This is a genomic window from Streptomyces sp. NPDC030840, from assembly GCF_055572015.1.
Genome location: NZ_JBVIEE010000001.1, coordinates 622943 through 643615, shown reverse-complemented (window position 1 = coordinate 643615; position 20673 = coordinate 622943). Strand labels below are relative to the sequence as shown.

The window sequence follows — 20673 nt, the reverse complement described above, 5'->3', positions numbered from 1 at the left end:
CGACAACACCGGCCGACCACACGGTGTGAGGGACCGCCGCCCCGACCAGTCGCCTGCCGGAAGAAAGGAATGCGGATCATGTCCACGCACTGCACGTCCACGACCGGCGTTCAGCGGGTCGCGACGGGCGAGGCGCACGGCAAGGCCATCCTGCTCGGCGAGCACGCGGTGGTCTACGGCGCCCCGGCACTGGCACTCCCGCTGCCGGCGCTGACATGCCGGGCCACCCTGCGCCGTACGCCAGGACCCGGCACCGGTGTCTCCCGCCTGCGACTCGTCGCACCCGGCCCGCACGGCACCCCCCAGGAGGCGGAAGGACCCAAGGACCTCCGGCTGCTCCTCGACGCCTTCGCCGAACGGGCGGGCCTGGCCGCACCCCCTGCGCTGGAGATACGCCTCCACAGCCGCGTCCCGCCGTCCCGCGGCCTGGGATCCAGCGCCGCGAACGCCCGCGCGCTGGTGCGCGCGCTCGACGCCTTCTTCGGGACCGGCCTGGACGAACAGGAGACCTTCGACCTCGTGCAGCTGTCCGAGCGGTCGACGCACGGTCTGGCCAGCGGCATCGACGCGCTGGCCACCGGCCGCGAGCGGCCCGTACTCCTCGAGGACGGGCGGCCCCGTACCCCGTCGGTCGGCGCCGGATTCCACGTCGTCGTGGCTGACAGCGGCAGCGGCGGAGGCACCGGGAAAGCCGTCAGGATGCTGCGGGAAGCCTTCGCGCGGAACCCTGACCACCGGACGCGGTTCGTCCACCGGTCGACCGGGTTCACCCGAGCCGCGCTCGACGACCTGGCGGCCGGTCGCCTCCCCGCGCTGGGCCGGCATCTCACCGACTGTCACCGGCTCCTCGCCGACCTCGGTCTGACCACCGGCCGTACCGACGCGCTGGTCCGTGCCGCCCTCGACGCGGGCGCGCTCGGAGCCAAGATGAGCGGCGGCGGACTCGGCGGCTGCATCGTGGCCCTGACCACGACCGTCGAGCACGCCGGGTCGGTGTCCACCGCACTCGCCGACCGTACGGGCGCCCGTACGTGGACCACCGCCATCGGGAAGGGAGAGGGACATGACAGCCCGTGAGACAGCGGTGGCTGTGGCGCATCCCAACATCGCCCTGATCAAGTACTGGGGCAAACGTGACGAACGCCTGGTCCTGCCCTTCACTGACAGTCTGTCGATGACGCTGGACGTGTTCCCCACGACGACCGCGGTCCGGCTCGCCCCGGACGCGGCGACGGATCACGTCGTCATGGACGGCGCGCCCGCCGAAGGCGAGGTACTGCGCCGCGCCACCACCTTCCTGGACCTGGTGCGCGAGCGTGCCGGGCGCCGGGAACGGGCCGTCGTCGACACCCGCAACACAGTGCCGGTGGGAGCCGGACTCGCCTCCTCCGCCGGCGGATTCGCCGCGCTGGCCCTGGCAGCCGCACGAGCCTACGGCCTGCCCGGCGACACCGAGCAGCTGTCCCGGCTGGCGCGCCGCGGATCCGGATCGGCCGCACGATCCGTCTTCGGCGGCTTCGTCGTCTGGCACGCCGGCGATCCCGACGCACCCGATCCCGACCGTGCCTCCTACGCGGAACCGGTCGCGGACGCCCGCCTGGACGCCGCGCTGGTCGCCGTCGTCCTGGAGGAGGGCCCGAAACCCGTGTCAAGCAGGGAGGCCATGCGGCGCACGGTCGCCACCTCGCCGCTGTACCGAGACTGGGTGACGGACAGCCGCGCCGACCTCGCCCGCATGTACACGGCGCTGCACGACGGCGACATGACAGCCGTCGGTACGATCACCGAGCGCAACGCCCTCGCCATGCACGCCACCATGGAGGCCGCGCGACCCGCCGTCCGCTACCGCACCACCGCCACGGACGCGGTCCTCGGCCACGTCCGCCGTCTGCGCGCGGAAGGCATCGGCGCCTGGGCGACGATGGACGCCGGGCCCAACGTCAAAGTTCTGTGCGCTCCCGCCGACGCGCAACGGATCGCCGACCGGATGCGCGAGGTCACCGACGCCCGGGTGGTCGTGGCGCACCGCGGCCCCGGTGCCCGGCTCCGGCAGGTGACGGCCTGATGGCGGCCCCGACCACTCGCCGCGCACCCGGAAAGCTCATGGTGGCGGGGGAATACGCGGTCCTCGAACCGGGACGGCCCGCCATCGTCGCCGCGATGGACCGGTACGTCACCGTCACCGCCTCGACAGCCGCCGAGGAAGCGGACGTCGTGATCGGCTCGGACCTGCTCGAGCACGAGGTGCGGCTCCGCCGCGGCCCACAAGGGCTCGAGGCGCTCCCGGGACAGGATCCGGCCCCCGTGCGCGGCGTGCTGGTCCACGTCGTGTCGGCCGTGGAGACGATCGAGCAACTGCGGACCGAACGAGGGCTCGGCCTCGCGCCGGTACGGCTCTCGGTGCGCAGCGACCTGCACCGCGCAGGCGTCAAGACCGGCCTGGGATCCAGCGCGGCGGTCACCGTCGCGTCCATCCGGGCCCTGGCGGACCACTACGGCCTGCGGCTGTCCACCGACGACCGCTTCCGGCTCGCGCTGCTGGCCGGCGTCCGGGTCGACGCGGGACCTTCCGGCGCCGATCTCGCGGCCTCGACCTGGCAGGGGTGGGTGTCCTACCGGTCACCCGACCGGCAGGCCCTGCTGAACGACCTGCACCGGCACGGCGTCACCCACACCCTGGGGCGGCCCTGGGCGCACGTCGCCGTCCGGCCGCTGCCGCCTCCCACCGAACTCGCCCTGCACGTGGGCTGGAGCGGCAGCCCGGCGTCCACCACCGCCCTCGTCGCCGACCTCGCCACCCGGCCGGAGTGGCACGGCGCTCCCCGTACCCGCTTCCTCGACGACAGCGAGCAGTGTGTCTCGGCCGCCGAGCGGGCTCTGCGAGGCGAAGAGACGGAAGCGCTCCTCGACGCCGTGCGCACCGCCCGGAGTCTGCTGACCCGGCTCGACGCGGAGACCTCCCTCGGCATCGTCACCGCACCCCTGCACCGCCTCTGCGAGGTGGCCGAATCCTGCGGCGCCGCCGCCAAGCCCTCCGGCGCGGGCGGCGGCGACTGCGGCATCGCCCTGCTTCCCGCCGGCCGCTCCGCCGAACTGCTGCGACGGCGCTGGACGGCGGCCGGCATCACCCCCCTGCCGCTGCGGGTGACCGCAGACGCCGCCGACGACGCCGGTCGCGAAGCACGCACCGCCCCAGACGTCCCCCCTTCCCCACGAGGACACACCCGATGACCGCACACCACCGCAAGGATGACCACGTACGGCTCGCCCACGCCCAGCACACCAGCGAGGGCGAGCCGCCACCCGGCGGGCCACCGAGGCCGAACCAGTTCGACGAGGTGTGCTTCGTCCACCACGCTCTCGCCGGCACCGACCGCGAGAAGGTCTCACTGGCGACCCACTTCGCCGGAGTGGGCTGGCCGGTACCGCTGTACATCAACGCCATGACCGGCGGCAGCCCGCGCACCGGTGAGATCAACCGCGATCTGGCCATCGCCGCCCGCGAGACCGGACTGCCCATCGCCACCGGCTCCATGAGCCCCTACCTCAAGGACCCCGGCACGGCGTCCACCTTCACCCCCGTGCGTCGCGAACACCCCGACGGCTTCGTCCTGGCCAACCTCAACGCCGAGGCCACCCCCGAGCAGGCCCGCCGGGCCGTCGGCCTGCTGGACGCCGACGCCTTGCAGATACACATCAACCCGGTGCAGGAGACCGTCATGCCCGAGGGCGACCGGTCCTTCGCGCACTGGGCCACCGGTATCCAACGCATCGCTGCCGCCGTCGACGTGCCCGTCGTCGTCAAGGAGGTCGGCTTCGGGCTGAGCGGGCGCACCGTGCGCGAACTGGCTTCGCTCGGAGTGCGTGCCGCCGACGTGGCCGGCAGTGGCGGAACCGACTTCGCCCGCATCGAGAACGGCCGCCGGGACCGGCCCGACTACGCCTATCTGGAGGGCTGGGGCCTGAGCACCCCGGCTGCGCTCCTCGACGCCCGTGACTGTGGCCTGCCACTGCTCGCCTCCGGAGGCGTACGCAACCCCCTGGACATCGCCCGGGCACTCGCTCTGGGCGCACGCGCGGTCGGTGCCTCCGGTCCCTTCCTCACCACACTCCTCGACGGTGGTGTGGACGCCCTCGTGCGGCACATCACCACCTGGCTGGACCACCTCACCGCCCTCATGACCCTGCTCGGCGCGCACAGCCCGGACGCCCTCGCCGACTGCGACGTGCTGCTGACCGGATCGCTGCGCACCTTCAGCCTCGACCGCGGCCTGACGACCGCGGAGAAAGGAGTCACCTCATGACCCTCACGGCAGAACCGTCCACCGACCTCACGGCGGCGGGCGTCCCCCTGCGCTGGGTCGGCCCCCTGCGCATCTCCGGCAACGTCACCGTCACCGAGGCCGAGGTGCCCCTGGCCACCTACGAATCGCCGCTGTGGCCGTCCGTCGGCCGTGGCGCGAAGATCTCCCGGCTGGTCGAGGGCGGCATCCGCACCACTCTCGTCGACGAGCGGATGACGCGGTCGGTCCTGGTGGAGGCCGACGACGCGGCCGCCGCGTACGCCGCCGCCCGCGCCGTCCAGGACGACCTTCCGCGGCTGCAGGAGATCACCCGCTCAAGCAGCCGCTTCGCCCGGCTCCTCGACGTTCGCCATGAGATCACCGGGCCGCTGCTGTTCATCCGCTTCGAGTTCGCCACGGGCGACGCTTCCGGCCACAACATGGCCACCCTCGCCTCCGACGCCCTGCTGGCGCATCTCCTCGCCACCGTCCCAGGCATCCGCTACGGCTCCATCTCCGCGAACTACTGCACCGACAAGAAGGCCACCGCCATCAACGGCATCCTCGGCCGCGGAAAGAACGTAGTCGCCGAGATCCTCGTGCCCCGGCACGTCGTGCAGGCGCGCCTGCACACCACCGCCGACCGGATCACCGCCCTCAACATCAACAAGAACCTCGTCGGCACCCTGCTGGCCGGCGGCATCCGCTCGGCCAACGCCCACTACGCCAACATGCTCCTCGCCTTCTACCTGGCCACCGGTCAGGACGCGGCGAACATCGTGGAGGGCTCTCAGGGCGTCACCTACACCCAGGACCGCGACGGGGATCTCTACTTCTCCTGCACCCTTCCCAACCTGATCCTCGGCACGGTCGGCAACGGCAAGGGCCTCGGCTTCGTCGACGCCCACCTCACCCGGCTCGGCTGCCGCGAGGACCGGCCCGCCGGCGAGAACGCGCGACAGCTCGCCGTACTCGCCGCCGCCACCGTCCTGTGCGGCGAACTGTCCCTCCTCGCCGCCCAGACCAACCCCGGCGAACTGATGAAGGCCCACAACCGATTCGAACGCGCCACGGGAGACGCCCATGTCCGCTGATACCGCCATCGGCATCCACGACCTGTCCTTCCGCACCACCAGCCTCGTCCTGAACCACACCGAACTGGCCCGCGCCAACGGCACCGACGTCGCCAAGTACCACAAGGGACTCGGCCAGCACGCGATGAGCGTTCCCACCGCCGACGAGGACATCGTCACCATGGCCGCAGCCGCCGCGCTGCCACTGGTGCAACGGCACGGCCCCGACCGCATCCGCACCGTCGTCCTCGCCACCGAGAGTTCCATCGACCAGTCCAAGGCGGCGGGCGTGTACGTCCACTCCCTGCTGGCCCTGCCGCCGCACGTCCGCGTCGTCGAGGTCAAGCAGGCCTGCTACGGCGCCACCGCCGCACTGCAGTTCGCGGCCGGCCTGGTCCAGCGGGACCCCGATCAGCAGGTCCTCGTCATCGCCAGTGACATCTCCCGCTACGACCTCGACAGCCCCGGCGAGGCCACCCAGGGCGCGGCGGCCGCCGCCATGCTCGTCTCGGCCGACCCCGCCCTGCTCGAACTTACCGGCTCCTCAGGCCTGTTCACCGCGGACGTGATGGACTTCTGGCGCCCCAACTACCGCGCCACCGCACTGGTCAACGGCAAGGAGTCGGTCACGGCCTACCTCGACGCGGTCGAGGGCGCCTGGCGCGACTACCGCGACCGCGGCGGCCTGCCGCTGGAGGAGTTCCGGGCCTTCTGCTACCACCAGCCCTACACAAGGCTGGCCTTCAAGGCGCACCGGGCGCTGCTGGAGACGTGCGGAGCGCGCACGGACGAGGAGACCCTCCACGCCACCGTGGCCCCCACCACCGTCTACAACGAGACCGTGGGCAACAGCTACACCGCCTCCGTGTACCTGGCCCTCACCGCCGCCCTGGAGAACTGCCCCGACCTGGAGGGCCGGGCACTGGGCCTGTTCAGCTACGGCTCCGGCAGCGTCGCCGAGTTCTTCGCCACCCGGGTGCGCCCCGGCTATCGGTCGCATCTGCGTGCCGACGCGCACCGGGAGGCCGTCGGCGCCCGGCAGGCCATCGACTACGAGACCTACCGCGGGCTGCGCCAGCAGAGCCTGCCCACCGACGGCAGCTGGTACGAACTGCCGCACCAGACCCGCGGCCCGTTCCGGCTGGCGGCCCTCCGCGACCACCAGCGCATCTACGAGGCCGCCTGACGGCAGCGGCTCTCCGGCACTGGCGGCGCGGGCTCCGGGACCGGCACCGGACGTGTGACGCGCCGCGGCACAGCCCGTCCCCCACCCATCCGGACCCGATCGGAAACGAGTCGACATGACACGTCCCTCAGCCGCTGTCCCCACCGCGGGAGCCATCGGAGTGCTCGGCACCGGTTCCTGCCTGCCCGGCAACGTCGTCACCAACGAGGAGGTGGGAGCGCCGGCCGGGGTGACGCCGGAGTGGATCGTGGAGCGGACCGGCATCCGGGCACGCCGCTGGGCCAAGCCCGACGACGTCACCTCCGGTCTCGCCGCGACCGCCGCCCGCAGCGCACTCACCGACGCCGGCATCGGCGTCGGTGACCTCTCCCTGATCGTCGTGGCGACCTCCACCCCGGACTCGCCGCAACCCCCCACCGCCGCCGCGGTCGCCGCCGAACTCGGCGCCCCGCCCGGCACGCCCGCCTACGACCTCAACGCCGTGTGCAGCGGCTTCGTGTTCGCCCTGACCACGGCTGAGCGGATGCTGCACGGCACCGCGGGACACGCCCTGGTCGTCGGCGCAGACATCTACTCCCGCATCCTCGACCCGGCCGACCGCCGCACCGCGGTCCTGTTCGGTGACGGCGCGGGCGCCGTCGTCCTGGGCCCCGTCCGCGGAAGGGGCGTGATCGCCACCCGCCTGGCCTCGTTCCCCGACCACCGTGACCTGATCCGCGTCCCAGCCGGCGGCAGCCGCATTCCGGCCACGCCGGAGTCCCTCGCGGACGGTCTGCACTACTTCACGATGGACGGCCGGGCCGTCCGTGCCTTCGTCGAGGACCACGTCGGACCGATGATCGACGGCTTCCTCCACGAGCACGGTGCTCCGGCGTCCGGCGAGCGCACACCCCGAGTCCACTTCGTGCCGCACCAGGCCAACGGCCGCATGCTCGAGAAACTCGTGGCCGACCTCGGCTTCCCGCCGGAACGAGCCCATACGACGGTACGCGAGTACGGCAACACCGGAGCGGCGTCGGTGCCCGTGACCCTTGACCACACGGCGAGCCGTCTGGCCCCGGGCGACCTCGTTCTCCTGGCCGGCTTCGGCGGAGGCATGGCCGCCGGACTCGCCCTGTTGGAATGGGAACCCCCGCGCCCACGCCACGCCTGACCCAGCTCGGCCTCGGCGAAGATGCCACTCCCGGACGGGGACGCGATCCCCCTTCCCACCCCGGCTGAACGAGGGTCGCTGTGGTGCGACGGCAGCCAGATGATCATTCGGAAGCCGACGCCCTGCCACGCCGACATCAGGATGATGGCGGGCATGGCGGTGGCCGGGTCGCCGAGCCAGGGGCTATGACAGTGTCCGCCGCGCCCGGATCTCCCGGGCGCGGCGGACACTGTGTGCGGGGCCCGCCCTGTCAGGCGCCGGGCGGCAGCTGCTCGCCCTGCACGGCCTGGATGTCGAGCTCCATGCGAAGGGTGGCGCCGATGGCCGCGATGCCGGCATCGTTTCCCAGAGTGCGTCGACCGCGCTCACCTTCCACCCGTCCGTCGTGCGGGACATCGTCATCCGCACGCCGTACGCGAGGTCATCCGAAGGGGCCTCGACCGGGGTCCACGGTTGAGTAGCCTGTTGGAGCAACGTTCCTCTCTTCATGGAGCGTTGGGGATTCGAGGCCGTCGAGCCGTGCAGGGCTCGACGGCCTCGCCGCGTCAGGAGGCGCGGAGAGTGGGCGCGGGCGGCTCGTCGTCGAGGAGCGTCACGCCGGAGCTGGGTTGCTTCCGGGGGATTGTCGGGGCCGTCAAGGTGGGTCGGTAGGGCGATCCCCGAAAGGTGGCTACACGCAACGCCGCGGCGACAGTCCGTCCAGCACCATGTCGACCGCCCTGTCTACGACAGCCCGGTCGCCCCGGGCGTTGGCCAGCGCCCTGATCAGCACGTAGATCTCGTCCACCGTTGCGTCCGCGCGCACCTCGCCGGCTTTCTGGCCCCGGGACAGCAACACCTCGACGGCGTCCTGCAACGCGGAGGCTGCAGCTTGCACCTCATCGGGGGCGCCCGCCGGAGCGGCGGACTCCTCCAGCAGCGCGAGGAGCGCGAGCTTGGCCGGTGCGCCTGAGACCATCTCCCGGAACGTCGTCCGGAAGGCAGCTCCTGCCTCGCTGTCCTCGCCTCGCGCACGCGCCGTGTCGGTGAGCAGGGTGAGGTGCCGCACGATTGTGGCCTCGATCAGCAGCTGCTTGGTCGGGAAGTGCCGGAACACGGTGCCGATTCCGACGCCGGCCCGGCGTGCGACCTCCTCGGTCGAGCCGGCTTTGCCGAACTCGCCGAAGACCTCTTCGGCTGCGGCCAGCACCCGGTCCCGATTCGCCTGCGCGTCGCTTCGCATCCGGCCATTCTCCCTTCCCGGATGGTCCCCTCGCTCCGGTGGGGATCCGCGATCCGCTTGCAACCGGAGTCTTCACTCCGTCCATTCCGGAGTGAAGACTCCGATTAGAAGGGCGACCATCATGCGAACCCCCGAAGAGACGTTCCGCGCCATGCTCGACGGCGCCTGCCGGCTGAACAACGGCGACCGCAGCCAGGTCGACAAGCTGGCCGAGTTCTACGCCGAGGAAACCTACGTGCGACATCCGATGGCCCCGCTCGGCGACACCCCGCTGCTCAGCCGCGAAGCACTCCGGCAGCACTTCGCCACGGCAGTGTTGGCCGGCCTGGCAGGCGTCCGGGTCGAGGACGTACGCGTCCACCAGACCGCTGACCCCGAGGTGGCCATCGGCGAGTTCACCTACCGCGGCGACGGGGGCTGGGCCGCGCCGGGCATCATCGTCTTCCGGATCCGCGACGGGCTGATCGTCGAGTCGCGAGACTACATCGATCACCTCGGGCTCGCCCGTGCCACCAACACGGTCGACGCCCTCTGCGCGCAGCTGACAGACGCATAGATGTGGCCGGTGATATGACGCGGGCACCGCGTTCCGCCTTGATGCAGGTTGTCGAAGCCAACTTCAGGAGTTCCGTGCCGGACATCAGTGACTCCGCGACCAAGCGGTGCTCGAAGGTCCCCCAGCCGACGACTTGACGGCTTAGAACCGTGAGGTGTCTACGCGCTGGAACTGTGCGAGACCGTCTGCGCCCGGGCATGGAGGACGCGGGCCTCCTCGACGCGGTCTTCCAGTCCGACCTCGCCGCCATCGAAGCGCAGAGCCCCGAGCTGGCGACGCGCTACCGCGCCGCATGAACCGGCACCGGCGCGGCGGACCTGATTCCGGGACTCGCCCGCATTGAATCCGTTCAATAGCGCCCGCAGCCCCAACAGTGGATCGGTGCACGGTGATTGACCCTCACCTCACGCGGCTTTAGGTTACCCGCATCTCTTCTGTTTTTGAATCGATTCACCCCTTCCGTGTGAGTGAGGAGTCGTAGTGATCAGCAGGAGGAACGTTCTCGCCGGAGCAGCAGCCACCGCAGCGGCTGTGACCCTCGACGGCGTACCGGCGGCGGCCGCGCCGGCGTCCGCACCGGCGCGCAGTGGGGTGCGGGTCGCGGAGCCCACTGTGGAGTACGTCCGGCGTCCGCTGGGGCTCGACGTGCAACGGCCCCGGCTGAGCTGGCCGTTGCTCGCCGAGCAGACGGGTGTGCGGCAGAGCGCCTACCAGGTCCGGGTGGCCACGACCCCGTCGCGACTGTCCCGCCCGGACGTCTGGGACAGCGGGAAGGTGGCCTCGGGGGACTCCGTGCTCGTGCCCTACGGTGGCCCCGCACTCAGGCCCCGGACCCGCTACCACTGGGCCGTGCGCGTGTGGGACGGCGACGGGCGGGTCTCCGGATGGAGCGCGCCCGAGTGGTGGGAGACCGGCCTCATGGACGCCGGACAGTGGGCGGCCGACTGGATCTCGGCTCCGGCGAGCCTCACGGACGCACCGTCCCTCGCGGGCAGTTCCTGGATCTGGTTCCCCGAGGGGGAGGCGACCAGCAGCGTTCCGGCAGGCACGCGCTGGTTCCGCCGCGCCGCGGACCTGCCCGCCGGGGTCACGGCGGCGACGCTCGCCATCACCGTGGACAACGTGTACACCGTCTCCGTCAACGGAGTCGAGGTGGCCCGCACCGACCTGGACAACGACAACGAGAACTGGCGCCGACCCGCCGTGATCGACGTGCTGGACTGGACACGCACCGGGGAAAACGTTGTCACCGTCTCCGCCACCAACGCCACCCAGGGCCCGGCGGGAGTCATCGCCGTCCTCATGGTCCGTACCGCCGACGGCGAACAGCGGATCGTCACCGACGGCTCCTGGAAGACGGTGAACCAGGAGCCCCCGGCCGGCTGGCGAGAGCCCGGATTCGACGACGCGGCCTGGCCCGCGGCGATGGTGGCGGCCGCATGGGGCGGCGGCCCATGGGGACGGCTCGTCCCGGTGTCATACGCCGTCACCCAGCTGCGACACGAATTCCGGCTCCAGCGCCGCAAGGTGGCACGGGCGCGCCTGTACGCCACGGCGCTCGGCCTGTACGAACCCCACGTCAACGGCAGCCGCGTGGGCCGCGACCAGCTCGCCCCCGGCTGGACCGACTACCGCACCCGCGTCCAGTACCAGACGTACGACGTCACCGCCCTGCTGAGGCCCGGCGTCAACGCCATCGGGGCTTATCTGGCACCCGGCTGGTACGCGGGCAACGTGGGCCCGTTCGGGCCCGGCCAGTACGGTCAGACCCCGGCGCTGCTGGCCCAGTTGGAAGTGGACTACGCGGACGGCACGAGCGAGCGCATCACCTCGGGAACCGACTGGCGGGCCGCGTCCGGGCCGATCGTCGCCGCCGACCTCCTGAACGGCGAGACGTACGACGCGCGCAAGGAGACCCCCGGCTGGACCTCACCCGGCTTCGACGACGGGAGCTGGCTCGGCGTGCGCGCCGCGGGCGATGTCGGCCCGGACCTCATCGTCGCGCAGGTGGACGGTCCGGTCCGGGTGGAGCAGGAGCTGACACCGAAGACGGTGACCCAGCCCAGGCCCGGTGTCTACGTGTTCGACCTCGGCCAGAACATGGTCGGCTCAGTACGACTGCGGGTGTCGGGCAAGGCGGGGACAACAGTCCGGCTCAGACACGCCGAGGTGCTCAATCCCGACGGAACCGTCTACACCGCGAACCTGCGGAGCGCGGCGGCGACGGACACGTACACCCTCAAGGGGCACGGGGAGGAGGTCTACGAGCCGCGCTTCACCTTCCACGGGTTCCGCTACGTCGAGGTAACCGGATTCCCCGGCACGCGCGCTCCCTCGGCGAAGGCCGTCACCGGGCGGGTCATGCATACGTCCGCCCCGTTCACCCTCGACTTCGAGACCGACGTACCGATGCTCAACCAGCTGCACCACAACATCACCTGGGGGCAGCGCGGCAACTTCCTCTCCATACCGACCGACACCCCCGCGCGCGACGAGCGCCTCGGATGGGCCGGAGACATCAACGTCTTCGCGCCCACCGCCGCCCGCACCATGGAGTCGGCCCGTTTCCTCTCCAAGTGGCTCGTCGACATGCGGGACTCCCAGACCGCGGCGGGCTCGTTCACGGACACGGCCCCGCTGGTCGGCAACGTCGGCAACGGCGCCGCCGGCTGGGGCGACGCCGGTGTCACCGTGCCCTGGGCGCTCTACCAGGCATACGGCGACCGCCGGGTCCTGGAGGAGGCCTGGCCGTCCGTGCAGGCCTGGCTGACCTACCTGGAGAAGGGCAGCAACCGTCTGCTGCGCCCCGCCGAGGGCTACGGCGACTGGCTGAACGTCGCCGACGAGACCCCCAAGGACGTCATCGCCACCGCGTACTTCGCGCACAGCACCGATCTCGCGGCCCGGACGGCCGAAGTGCTCGGCAAGGACGCCGCCCCGTACAGCGATCTCTTCGCACGGATCCGGACGGCCTTCCAGAACGCCTACGTCACCTCCGACGGCAAGGTGAAGGGTGATACGCAGACCGCCTATGTCCTGGCGCTGTCGATGAACCTGCTGCCGGACGCGCTGCGGGGGCCCGCGGCCGACCGGCTCGTCGCCCTGATCGAGGCCAGGGACTGGCATCTGTCCACGGGCTTCCTCGGCACACCCCGGCTGCTGCCCGTACTGACCGACACCGGGCACACCGATGTCGCCTACCGCCTGCTGCAGCAGCGTTCCTACCCCAGCTGGGGCTACCAGATCGACCGGGGCGCCACCACGATGTGGGAACGCTGGGACTCCATCCGGCCCGACGGCAGCTTCCAGGACGCGGGCATGAACTCCTTCAACCACTACGCCTACGGCTCGGTGGGGGAATGGATGTACACGAACATCGCCGGTATCTCGGTGGGCCGGCCCGGGTACCGTGAGATCGTCGTCCGCCCCCGTCCGGGCGGAGCCGTCACCTCCGCGCGCGCCACCTTCACCTCGGTCTACGGCCCGGTCTCCACCCGGTGGCGGCAGAAGGCCGGCCGCTTCAGCCTGACCTGCACGGTGCCGCCCAACACGACCGCCGAGGTGTGGGTCCCCGCGTCCGCTCCGGAAGCGGTCACGAGTACGCACGGGACGTTCCTGCGCCAGGAGGACGGCTGCGCGGTGTACCAGGTCGGCTCCGGCACACATCAGTTCACCGCATAACGAGGCTCCGCGGCGAGCGCCGGGTAACCGCACCCGGCGCTCCCGTACCGCGGAGGCAGCCTCTTCTCCCTGTCCCGTGACCGGAGGCCTGACGACCCGGGAGCGGTGATCGTTGGCAGGGGCGGCAGGAGTCGAACCTGCGGCATCCGGTCCGGCCTCGGACGGAAGGCCGATGTCTCGCAAGCGAATCGCGAGTCGGCTGCCGGTAAGTGCTCGCCCAGGCCTTTGAGCCGGGAAGAGCCTGGGTGCCGCCCTCATCGCAGTGTCAGGTCCGCACGTGCGTCGCTGGAGCTCCTCGAGTACCCCGGCGACCGTAGCGAAGTCGTTGTCCCCATGAAGTACGGTGTGCCCGTGGTGCACCGCGGTCGCGCACACCAGCAAATCGATCGCCCCAGCCACCCGATGCTGAGCCTGTTGCGTGAGTTTGTACTGGGCGGTCTCGACCCAGCGCCAGGCGTTCTTCGGAACCGGCGAGAGCAGGCAGAGATCGTCCAACTCCTCAGCAAGCTCATCGCGGTGAGCCGGACTGGTCGCCGAGTGGAGAAACTCCGTTCGCGTCGGCTCGCAGATGTGGAACACGCCGGCAGCGATGTGCCCCTCCCAGGGCCGCAACGCACCCGGGACGCGGAGCAGGTGCCACAGGGCAGAGGTGTCCAACAGGTTCGTGATCATTCGAAGGCCGCTCGCCGCCCACGCTTCTGCGCGTCACGCGCCGCCGCCGCCTGCTCGAACTCACCCCGCGCGCCCCGCGCAGCCAGCTTCTCGGCGGCCTCAAGCCGCTTGATCCGTGCCACGTAGTCCCGCAGAGCCGCGTTGACAGTCTCCTTCTTCGTCGTGGCACCCATGAGCCGCATGCGTCGGCGACGCCAGGCAGTCGCCCGGCGCTGCCATTACCAGCGGCGACGGCACACGTTCGAGGGGCGGCCTCCGTAAGACCACCTCTCACCACTCCATGACCCGCTACACTCCAGCCGCCCAGCGAAAACCTGTGCGGCGAGGTCGTGGGGTCGTTGACTTCTTCGTTCGCTGTCTCGTAGTGCATGGTTTGCGGCACAGGCGGGTCTCGGTCACGGTCGCCGCATCCGGAGCGTTCCAGGTGGCCGGGTCGCCGAAGACGAACTCGCCGCCGTGGCGGGGTGGGCGGCCGCGGGTGCCTGGCTCGCGGGGCGGTGCCGCCCGGCGCAGAACGCGGTCCGAGCACATCCGGCCCAGCACCTGCACCGGCAGATCTCCCAGCAGGTGGGACAGCCGAGGCACGTCGTATCCGGCGTCCACCACGATGAGGATCTCCGGGTCGCCTTCCCCTGACCGGCCTTGATCAGCCGCTCGGTCAGCTCTCGCATCTGCCGGGCGGTGACCGTGGCGGCGTCGTCTCCCGGCAGCAGACGCAGGGCGTCCAACGGTGCGGTCCACGAGCTGCGGCCTGCTTCCAATGCGCAGACGATCGAGTAGGCCCGGCCGGGGACGGGGATGTGCTGGTCCTTGCCGCGTCCGTAGGTGTGGCACAGGATCCGCTGCGGTGAGGTGTGGGCGTCGGGACGCAGCCAGCAGGTGATGTCGGCGGCCAGGACCAGCCGGCCATCCGCTGCTCGTGGCAGCGGCACCGCGGCCAGGGCCCGCCGCAGTCGGGCAATGTCCACCCGGCCCGCGGCCAGGGCGTCATACAGTCCGCCGTGTCCGCGGCGATGCTCGCCCACCAGCGACAGCTCCACCAGCGAGCGGACCGGTCCGTCCGCACACAGCACGGCGTCGGTCAGCTCGAACAGCGCATCCGAACGCCTGGCCAGGCAGGAGTAGAACTCGCCCCGGAAGCGTGACAGTTCCGCGAACGTCTCCTGCCGGACGGCAGGGTGCAACAGACTCATCCCACGGCCTTCGTGCCGGGTGTGTGCGTTCCTTGGTCGGAGCACATGGTCAGCCGAAGGCCGCCTGCACGTACGGCAGTTACCAACCCGAGTGATCAAGTACGAGACACCGTTCGATCCCCCAGGTTAAAGATCAAGCCAGCGCCCCGGCAGGCAACGTTCGCCCGTCAAGGAGCGGCGTTCGGTGCGTGCTCTCGGCGTGCCGGCCGGAAGCCCTCCTGCCTGGTTGGGGCACTAGCTCCTCACGATGCGCCACCGGTTGTCGGCGGTGCCGTCGTCCGAGTCCTGGACGGCGAACGCACCGACAGCGGTGGAGTTGTCCGCGATGGCGAGCAACTTGCCGCTGTTCTCGTTGCGGATCTTGTAGGTCCCGTCTCCCTGGTCGAGCAGTATCCATCTGTGGTCGGCGGTGCCGTTGTCCGTCCACTGCAGGACGGTCGCGCCGTCTGCCGTGGACATGTCCAAGACACCGAGCACCTTGCCGCTGTGGGCGTTGCGGAAGCGGACCTTGTCTCTGTCGGGGATCATTTCCCAGTCGTGGTCGGCGGTGCCCGAGTCACGCCACTGCAGAGCGCGGCCACCGTTGGCCGTGGACATGCTCTGGATGCCCAGCACGAGACCGCTGCCCACGTTGGCGAGACGGACGGTGCCGCTGGTGTTCCAGTAGACGGTGTAGTTGTGGCCGTGCGCGTCGTGGAACGGGCCCAGGTTGACGGTGGAGCCGTTGGCGGTGGCGGTGAAGGCGAGCGAACTGCTGCTGGTCCGCCTGATCGAGGACGTGGTCAGCGTCGGGAGGGAGCTGAGCGCGGAGTCGCCGTAGTTGCCGGACAGGACCACCGGGCCGTAGGTGACCGCGACGAGGTTCGGGTTGTCGTTGGCCGCTCGCATGACGATCCGCATGGGCAGGCGGACGGTGACCGTGTCGCCGGAGGCCCAGGAGCGGGTCAGGGTGGCGTAGCTGCCTGGTGTGGTGGTGATGTTCTGCGTGACGCCGTTGACGCTGATGGTGGCCCCGGTGGTCCAGCCCGGGATGCGGATGCGCATCGCCCAGGTTCCGCTGACGTTGCCGGTGACCTGCAGACTCGTGGTGTCGCTGGTCGGGTAGGACGTGGTCTGGGTGACCGTGATGCCGCGCTCCGACCAGTTGAGCACCGAGGGCACGAACAGGTTCACGATCAGGGTGTTGTCACTGCGGAAGTAGATGGAGTCCATCAGCCTGGTGTTCATCTCCAGGCCCGTGCCCTGGCAGCACCAGAAGGTGCCGTAGTCGGTGCTCCAGGTGCCGCCGCCCACCGCCGGGCCCACACCGCGTCGGGCTCCCGGGTTGAGCGGGGTGAAATAGGTGACGTGGCCGTGGTCGTCGGCCGGGTTCTGCTGGCCGATCATCTGGTTCAGCCACGCCCGCTCGTAGTAGTCGAACAACGCGACCCGGTCCGGGTCCAGCGCGAACAGTTCCCGGGTGAGGGTGAGCATGTTGAAGGTGTTGCAGCTCTCGCACGTGTCCTTGTTCAGGTAGCCGGCGATGGCGTTCGGGGCGCGGAAGTGCTCCGCCTGGCTGTTGCCACCGATGGCATAGGTGTGCGCGTTGACGGTGAAGTTCCAGGCGTTGGTGGCGATGTCCCGGTAGCGGGTGGTGCCGGTCGCCTTGAACTCCCGCGCGGCCCCGATCCACTTGGGCACCTGGGTGTTGGCGTGCAGTCCGCTCAGCCGGTCCTGGTTGGACGCCAGGGGGTCGAACACCGCGGCGTGGTCGAACCGCCGGGCGACGGTGAGCCATCGCGCGTCGCCTGTCTGCTGGTAGAGATCGGTCAGTACGGCGTTCATGCCGCCGAACTCGGTTCGCAGCGTGGCCTGCATCTGCTCACTGGTCAGCCGGCCGGTGCGCAGGTCGACCCAGCCGGCCAGGGCGAGCAGCACGTCCCGGGCTTGTGTGCTGCCGATGTGGCGCCATACGTCCAGCAGGCCCATGAGGGTCTTGTGGATGGTGTAGTACGGCACGCCCCGCGGGGTCCCCTGCTCGAGAGCGGTGAAGTCGGATTCGGGGAGGCCGGAGAGGTACCCGGCGTTGAAACCGGCGGCGCTGTTGTTGGCCTGGCATTTTGCCAACTCCGCGACCATGTGGGTGGCCTTGTCCCGGCAGGTGGTGTCCCCGGTCACGGCGTACAGCTGTGCCCATGCCGTGAGGAAGTGCCCTTGGATGTGGCTGCGGAAGGCGAAGTTCGGTGCCTCCCAGCCGCCGGTGGCAACCGCGCCGTTGGTGGACAGCCGGTGGTTGGCGCGGAAGTTGTACAGCAGCCGGTCGACATCGATGAACCGCAGGTAGTTCTGCGTGCGGTTCTGGTTGTCCAGCCACCGGCTCGCGGTGAGCCGGACCTGGCCGAGCTCGAAGGGGTGCGCCAGGGCCCCGATGTCAGCCCTTGCGGGAGGAACGGCCGCCGCCTGGGCGGGAGATGCGCCAATGAAGGACCCGGTGGCAGAGGCGGCTACGGTGGCCCCGGCCAGTTGCAGGAGGCGCCGTCTACTAACGGAGGAAGACATTGTGCACCTTTCGATACGGCAGAACCGCTGCTTGGACTTTTGATGTGCCGGCTCACACGTCCGACGGTCGGACGCGGCGCGTCACGGCCTTGTGTGCTGCCGACGTGGCGGCCTTACGGCCGACAGACCGACGACACCTTCCTCGCTGTTCGATATTTCAAACGTCGTCCGAAATATGGAACAAGGATCTTCGCTGACACATGGGATGGATTAACGGATATGAACGCTGCCTCTGTCTAGTCTTGCGGCACAAAATCCTTGCCCACCTCCGGATGAGCGTCCGACCGGCGCCGTGGCAGCCCAGCCATCCATGGGATGTACCGAGAAGGGGTGCGAGGATCACCGACACCACCGGAGCGCGCTTTGTGTGCGCCGGCGACCGGTGAGTCCGACTGCACCCAGGCCTGGGCCAACATGCCGACGTCATGGGGCCCGGCACCCGCGTCTGCCACGTTGTCGTCAGTGACCGACTCCCCCACGCTCGAACCACCCGACAGGCCAGGTCCGGGACCCGGGTCCGAGAGCGCGGCCGCCTGAGATCACAGCCATGAAACAGGGTGGGGTTGCTGCTTCGCGGCGGTCGGGCTCGTGGCCGCCCTCGGTAGCGAGAGCCGGATCCCGTCGGACGGACCGGCGAGTCTCCAGAGCCGCAAACTCTGCTGTCAGCACCGAGAGGCGGAGAATCGGTCGACCGCCACTGCAGGGCTCGTGCGTTCTCAGACAGTGAGATCGCTGACTGTCCTCGGCGAGCGGGCAGTTGAGGCCACCACTTGGGCCACGGTGCGGGGGATCCGCCCACCTGTCCGAAGAGGTCCGCAACCGGCTCAGTGTGCGGGCCCCCTCGCGGGCGAGCACGGGGCCGTCGCCCACCGCCGCCGATAGACCCACGCCGCCTTCTTGCCGGCGTGTTGGGAACGCGGTGACCGCACGAAGGAAGGCATGCTCGCGTTCACAAAGAGAAGAGGCTGAGCAGGTCTTGACCGGAATCCGGCGTTCATTGATAGTGATGGCGCAAGCGGAACGGTCAGTCAGGTGACGGCCGCGGCAAGGTTGTGAGCGTTAACAATTCGGGCGGCTCTGACAAGGAGTCTGGCTGCCCATACCTACCCGCGCCCCCGACAGCCCCACCGCTGACTCGGCCGGGCGCGTCTGGTGATCCACACCCATGGACAAGGGAGTTCATGTTGCCTGCGTTCCGCACTTCCCGCCGACTGAGAAACAGGCTGGTCGCCTCCTTGGGCACGGTGGCGTTGGCCTTCGCCGGCCTGGTCGTCTCCCCCGGCACCTCGCACGCCGCCACGCAAGGGCCCTGCGACATCTACCTCGCGGGCAGTACACCCTGCGTCGCGGCCCACAGCACCACCCGCGCCCTGTACGGGTCCTACAACGGCCCGCTGTACCAAGTCAGACGGTCGTCGGACAACACCACCCGCGACATCGGCGTACTGAGCGCCGGAGGCGTCGCGAACGCCGCCGCACAGGACTCGTTCTGCGCCGGCACGAGCTGCGTCATCACCGTCATCTACGACCAGTCCGGTCGGGGCAACCACCTCACCCAGGCGCCCGGCGGCCTCGCGGCGCCAGGCCCGGACAACCTCGCCGACGCGACCGCCGCGCCGGTCAAGGTCAACGGCAGCAAGGCCTACGGTGTCTTCATCGCTCCCGGCACCGGCTACCGCAACAACAACACCAACGGCATCGCGACCGGAGACCAGCCGGAGGGGATCTACGCCGTCCTCGACGGCACGCACTACAGCCCTGGCTGCTGCTTCGACTACGGCAACGCCGAGCCGGGCAACGCCTCCACCGGCAACGGCCACATGGAAGCCATCTACTTCGGGAACAGCAACCAGTGGGGCTGGGGCGCGGGCAACGGCCCCTGGGTCATGGCCGACCTCGAGGAGGGCGTGTTCTCCGGAGTCAACAGGGGTTTCAACGCGAACAACCCGAGCGTGAACCACCGTTTCCTGCACGCCATCGTGAAGGGCACAGCGAACCTCTGGGCCATCCGGTCGGGTGACGCGCAATCGGGCGGCCTGTCGACCAGTTACAGCGGACCGCGCCCCAGCGACCCGGGTTACAACCCGATGCACAAGGAGGGGGCCATCGTCCTCGGCATCGGCGGCGACAACAGCATCTGGGGCGCCGGTACCTTCTACGAAGGCGTGATGACCTCCGGTTACCCGTCGGACGCCACCGAGGACGCGGTCCAGGCCAACATCACCGCCGCCGGCTACGCGGAGGTCGGCCAGGAGGTCGTGGGCACCGGGTCCGGCCGGTGCATGGATGTGCCGGGCTTGAGCACCACCAACGGTACCCAGCTGCACCTGTGGGACTGCTGGGGTGGCTCGAACCAGCGGTGGACCTACACGCCCGGCAAGCAGTTGAGGGTGTACGGCAACAAGTGCCTGGAAGCCTCCAATTGGGGCACCACCAACGGCACTCCCGCCGCCATCTGGGACTGCACAGGGAATGTGAACCAGCAGTGGACCGTCAACGCCGACGGCACGATCACCAATGCCCTGTCAGGGTTGTGCCTGGAGGCCGCTGGTCTCGGTACCGCGAACGGCACGAAGCTCCAGCTGTGGGACTGCTGGGGCGGCTCCAGCCAGAAGTGGAGCCTGCGCAGCTAGCCTCGATCGCTCGTTGAGGGCCGTCAGCTTGCTGACGGCCTTCTTCGGCTCCGAGCAGGGCCGTCACAGAAGGGCTCGCCGAACCCGGGGTACCGACGCGGCGATGAGTCGGCCGAGACCGCGGCGGCACGACGCGGCCGGCCACGCTGCCCCGCAAGCGAGGCACGCTCCTGGACAGCGGCGGCAACAAGGTCCTCAAGGCATCCGGGGACCAGTGCTGGGGAGGCGACAACGCCACGATGTCCTTCGCCCCCATGCGGGGCGGCTGGTGCCCACCGCGTCCTTTGGCGCCCCGGGGCGGGTGGGACTCGAACCCACGACCGACGGATTATGAGTCCTTTGAGGATCTTGGTGACCCTTGTCGATCCATGCTCGTCCTGGTCGTTTTCCCAGGTCATACGAGGTCTGGCGCCTCAGCCCTTCTCGGCCCTTGCCAGTCTTTTCCGATCCTTGTGTCCAACCTGCGTCCAGCACGCGTCCCGG

14 protein-coding genes and 3 pseudogenes are annotated in these 20673 nt (G+C 70.1%); 11 read left to right on the top strand and 6 right to left on the bottom strand.

Features of this window, described 5'->3' with window-relative positions:
• Positions 1–78 precede the first annotated feature (78 nt).
• The 7 genes from mvk (at position 79) to ACZ49J_RS02675 (ending at position 7695) form a co-directional block, all read left to right on the top strand.
• Entirely contained in the window at positions 79–1077 is a 999-nt protein-coding gene (gene mvk / locus ACZ49J_RS02705; RefSeq protein ID WP_467447431.1) for a mevalonate kinase, read from the top strand.
• A complete protein-coding gene (gene mvaD, locus ACZ49J_RS02700) occupies positions 1064–2065 on the top strand; it encodes a diphosphomevalonate decarboxylase (protein ID WP_467447430.1) in 1002 nt (333 codons plus the stop codon). The genes mvk and mvaD overlap by 14 nt, the downstream gene beginning before the upstream one ends.
• A complete protein-coding gene (locus ACZ49J_RS02695) occupies positions 2065–3231 on the top strand; it encodes a phosphomevalonate kinase (RefSeq protein ID WP_467447429.1) in 1167 nt (388 codons plus the stop codon). Before mvaD ends, ACZ49J_RS02695 begins: the two co-directional genes overlap by 1 nt.
• Entirely contained in the window at positions 3228–4304 is a 1077-nt protein-coding gene (gene fni / locus ACZ49J_RS02690) for a type 2 isopentenyl-diphosphate Delta-isomerase (protein WP_467447428.1), read from the top strand. The genes ACZ49J_RS02695 and fni overlap by 4 nt, the downstream gene beginning before the upstream one ends.
• Positions 4301–5377: a hydroxymethylglutaryl-CoA reductase gene (locus tag ACZ49J_RS02685; protein WP_467447427.1), complete on the top strand. Its 1077-nt coding sequence runs from the start codon at positions 4301–4303 to the stop codon at positions 5375–5377. Before fni ends, ACZ49J_RS02685 begins: the two co-directional genes overlap by 4 nt.
• Complete coding sequence (locus ACZ49J_RS02680; protein ID WP_467447425.1) at positions 5367–6542, top strand: hydroxymethylglutaryl-CoA synthase; 1176 nt, start codon at positions 5367–5369, stop codon at positions 6540–6542. Before ACZ49J_RS02685 ends, ACZ49J_RS02680 begins: the two co-directional genes overlap by 11 nt.
• A gap of 115 nt (positions 6543–6657) precedes the next feature.
• Positions 6658–7695: a 3-oxoacyl-ACP synthase III family protein gene (locus tag ACZ49J_RS02675; RefSeq protein WP_467447424.1), complete on the top strand. Its 1038-nt coding sequence runs from the start codon at positions 6658–6660 to the stop codon at positions 7693–7695.
• Positions 7696–7945: 250 nt separating this feature from the next.
• Here ACZ49J_RS02675 and ACZ49J_RS02670 read toward each other — a convergent pair.
• Positions 7946–8032, bottom strand: a pseudogene (locus ACZ49J_RS02670) (YceI family protein); the annotation flags it as partial.
• Between the two features lie 333 nt (positions 8033–8365).
• On the bottom strand, positions 8366–8917 hold the full coding sequence (locus ACZ49J_RS02665) for a TetR/AcrR family transcriptional regulator (protein WP_467447422.1): 552 nt from the start codon (positions 8915–8917) through the stop codon (positions 8366–8368).
• Between the two features lie 121 nt (positions 8918–9038).
• Here ACZ49J_RS02665 and ACZ49J_RS02660 point away from each other — a divergent pair, with 121 nt between their 5' ends.
• The 3 genes from ACZ49J_RS02660 to ACZ49J_RS02650 all read left to right on the top strand — a co-directional run bounded on the left by ACZ49J_RS02660 (position 9039) and on the right by ACZ49J_RS02650 (position 13154).
• Entirely contained in the window at positions 9039–9473 is a 435-nt protein-coding gene (locus ACZ49J_RS02660; RefSeq protein WP_467447421.1) for a nuclear transport factor 2 family protein, read from the top strand.
• Positions 9474–9646: 173 nt separating this feature from the next.
• The gene (locus ACZ49J_RS02655; RefSeq protein ID WP_467447420.1) at positions 9647–9769 is read left to right on the top strand and encodes a hypothetical protein; all 123 of its coding nucleotides are present in this window, start codon (positions 9647–9649) and stop codon (positions 9767–9769) included.
• Between the two features lie 184 nt (positions 9770–9953).
• Positions 9954–13154 (top strand): alpha-L-rhamnosidase, encoded by a 3201-nt coding sequence (locus tag ACZ49J_RS02650; protein WP_467447419.1) that lies wholly within the window; start codon positions 9954–9956, stop codon positions 13152–13154.
• A gap of 279 nt (positions 13155–13433) precedes the next feature.
• On the opposite strand, the pseudogene ACZ49J_RS02645 reads toward ACZ49J_RS02650, so the two are convergent.
• From ACZ49J_RS02645 to ACZ49J_RS02630, 4 genes and pseudogenes are all read right to left on the bottom strand, one after another.
• Positions 13434–13826 (bottom strand): annotated as a pseudogene (locus tag ACZ49J_RS02645) (PIN domain-containing protein); the annotation flags it as partial.
• Complete coding sequence (locus tag ACZ49J_RS02640; RefSeq protein ID WP_467447418.1) at positions 13823–14008, bottom strand: type II toxin-antitoxin system VapB family antitoxin; 186 nt, start codon at positions 14006–14008, stop codon at positions 13823–13825. The gene ACZ49J_RS02640 and the pseudogene ACZ49J_RS02645, both read right to left, overlap by 4 nt.
• A gap of 106 nt (positions 14009–14114) precedes the next feature.
• Positions 14115–15019: pseudogene (locus ACZ49J_RS02635) on the bottom strand (transposase).
• A gap of 234 nt (positions 15020–15253) precedes the next feature.
• Complete coding sequence (locus ACZ49J_RS02630; protein ID WP_467447417.1) at positions 15254–17557, bottom strand: beta-L-arabinofuranosidase domain-containing protein; 2304 nt, start codon at positions 17555–17557, stop codon at positions 15254–15256.
• A 1181-nt stretch (positions 17558–18738) separates the two neighbouring features.
• Between ACZ49J_RS02630 and ACZ49J_RS02625 the strand changes: the two genes are divergently transcribed.
• Entirely contained in the window at positions 18739–20190 is a 1452-nt protein-coding gene (locus tag ACZ49J_RS02625; RefSeq protein WP_467447416.1) for an arabinofuranosidase catalytic domain-containing protein, read from the top strand.
• The last annotated feature ends 483 nt before the right edge of the window (positions 20191–20673 follow it).

Excerpts from the sequence above, each read along its gene's own strand:
- ACZ49J_RS02625 (WP_467447416.1), top strand. The coding sequence starts at position 18,739 with ATGTTGCCTGCGTTCCGCACTTCCCGCCGACTGAGAAACAGGCTGGTC.
- ACZ49J_RS02660 (WP_467447421.1), top strand. The coding sequence starts at position 9,039 with ATGCGAACCCCCGAAGAGACGTTCCGCGCCATGCTCGACGGCGCCTGC.
- fni (WP_467447428.1), top strand. The coding sequence starts at position 3,228 with ATGACCGCACACCACCGCAAGGATGACCACGTACGGCTCGCCCACGCC.
- mvk (WP_467447431.1), top strand. The coding sequence starts at position 79 with ATGTCCACGCACTGCACGTCCACGACCGGCGTTCAGCGGGTCGCGACG.
- ACZ49J_RS02695 (WP_467447429.1), top strand. The coding sequence starts at position 2,065 with ATGGCGGCCCCGACCACTCGCCGCGCACCCGGAAAGCTCATGGTGGCG.
- ACZ49J_RS02680 (WP_467447425.1), top strand. The coding sequence starts at position 5,367 with ATGTCCGCTGATACCGCCATCGGCATCCACGACCTGTCCTTCCGCACC.
- mvaD (WP_467447430.1), top strand. The coding sequence starts at position 1,064 with ATGACAGCCCGTGAGACAGCGGTGGCTGTGGCGCATCCCAACATCGCC.
- ACZ49J_RS02675 (WP_467447424.1), top strand. The coding sequence starts at position 6,658 with ATGACACGTCCCTCAGCCGCTGTCCCCACCGCGGGAGCCATCGGAGTG.
- ACZ49J_RS02685 (WP_467447427.1), top strand. The coding sequence starts at position 4,301 with ATGACCCTCACGGCAGAACCGTCCACCGACCTCACGGCGGCGGGCGTC.
- ACZ49J_RS02630 (WP_467447417.1), bottom strand. The coding sequence starts at position 17,557 with ATGTCTTCCTCCGTTAGTAGACGGCGCCTCCTGCAACTGGCCGGGGCC.
- ACZ49J_RS02665 (WP_467447422.1), bottom strand. The coding sequence starts at position 8,917 with ATGCGAAGCGACGCGCAGGCGAATCGGGACCGGGTGCTGGCCGCAGCC.
- ACZ49J_RS02640 (WP_467447418.1), bottom strand. The coding sequence starts at position 14,008 with ATGCGGCTCATGGGTGCCACGACGAAGAAGGAGACTGTCAACGCGGCT.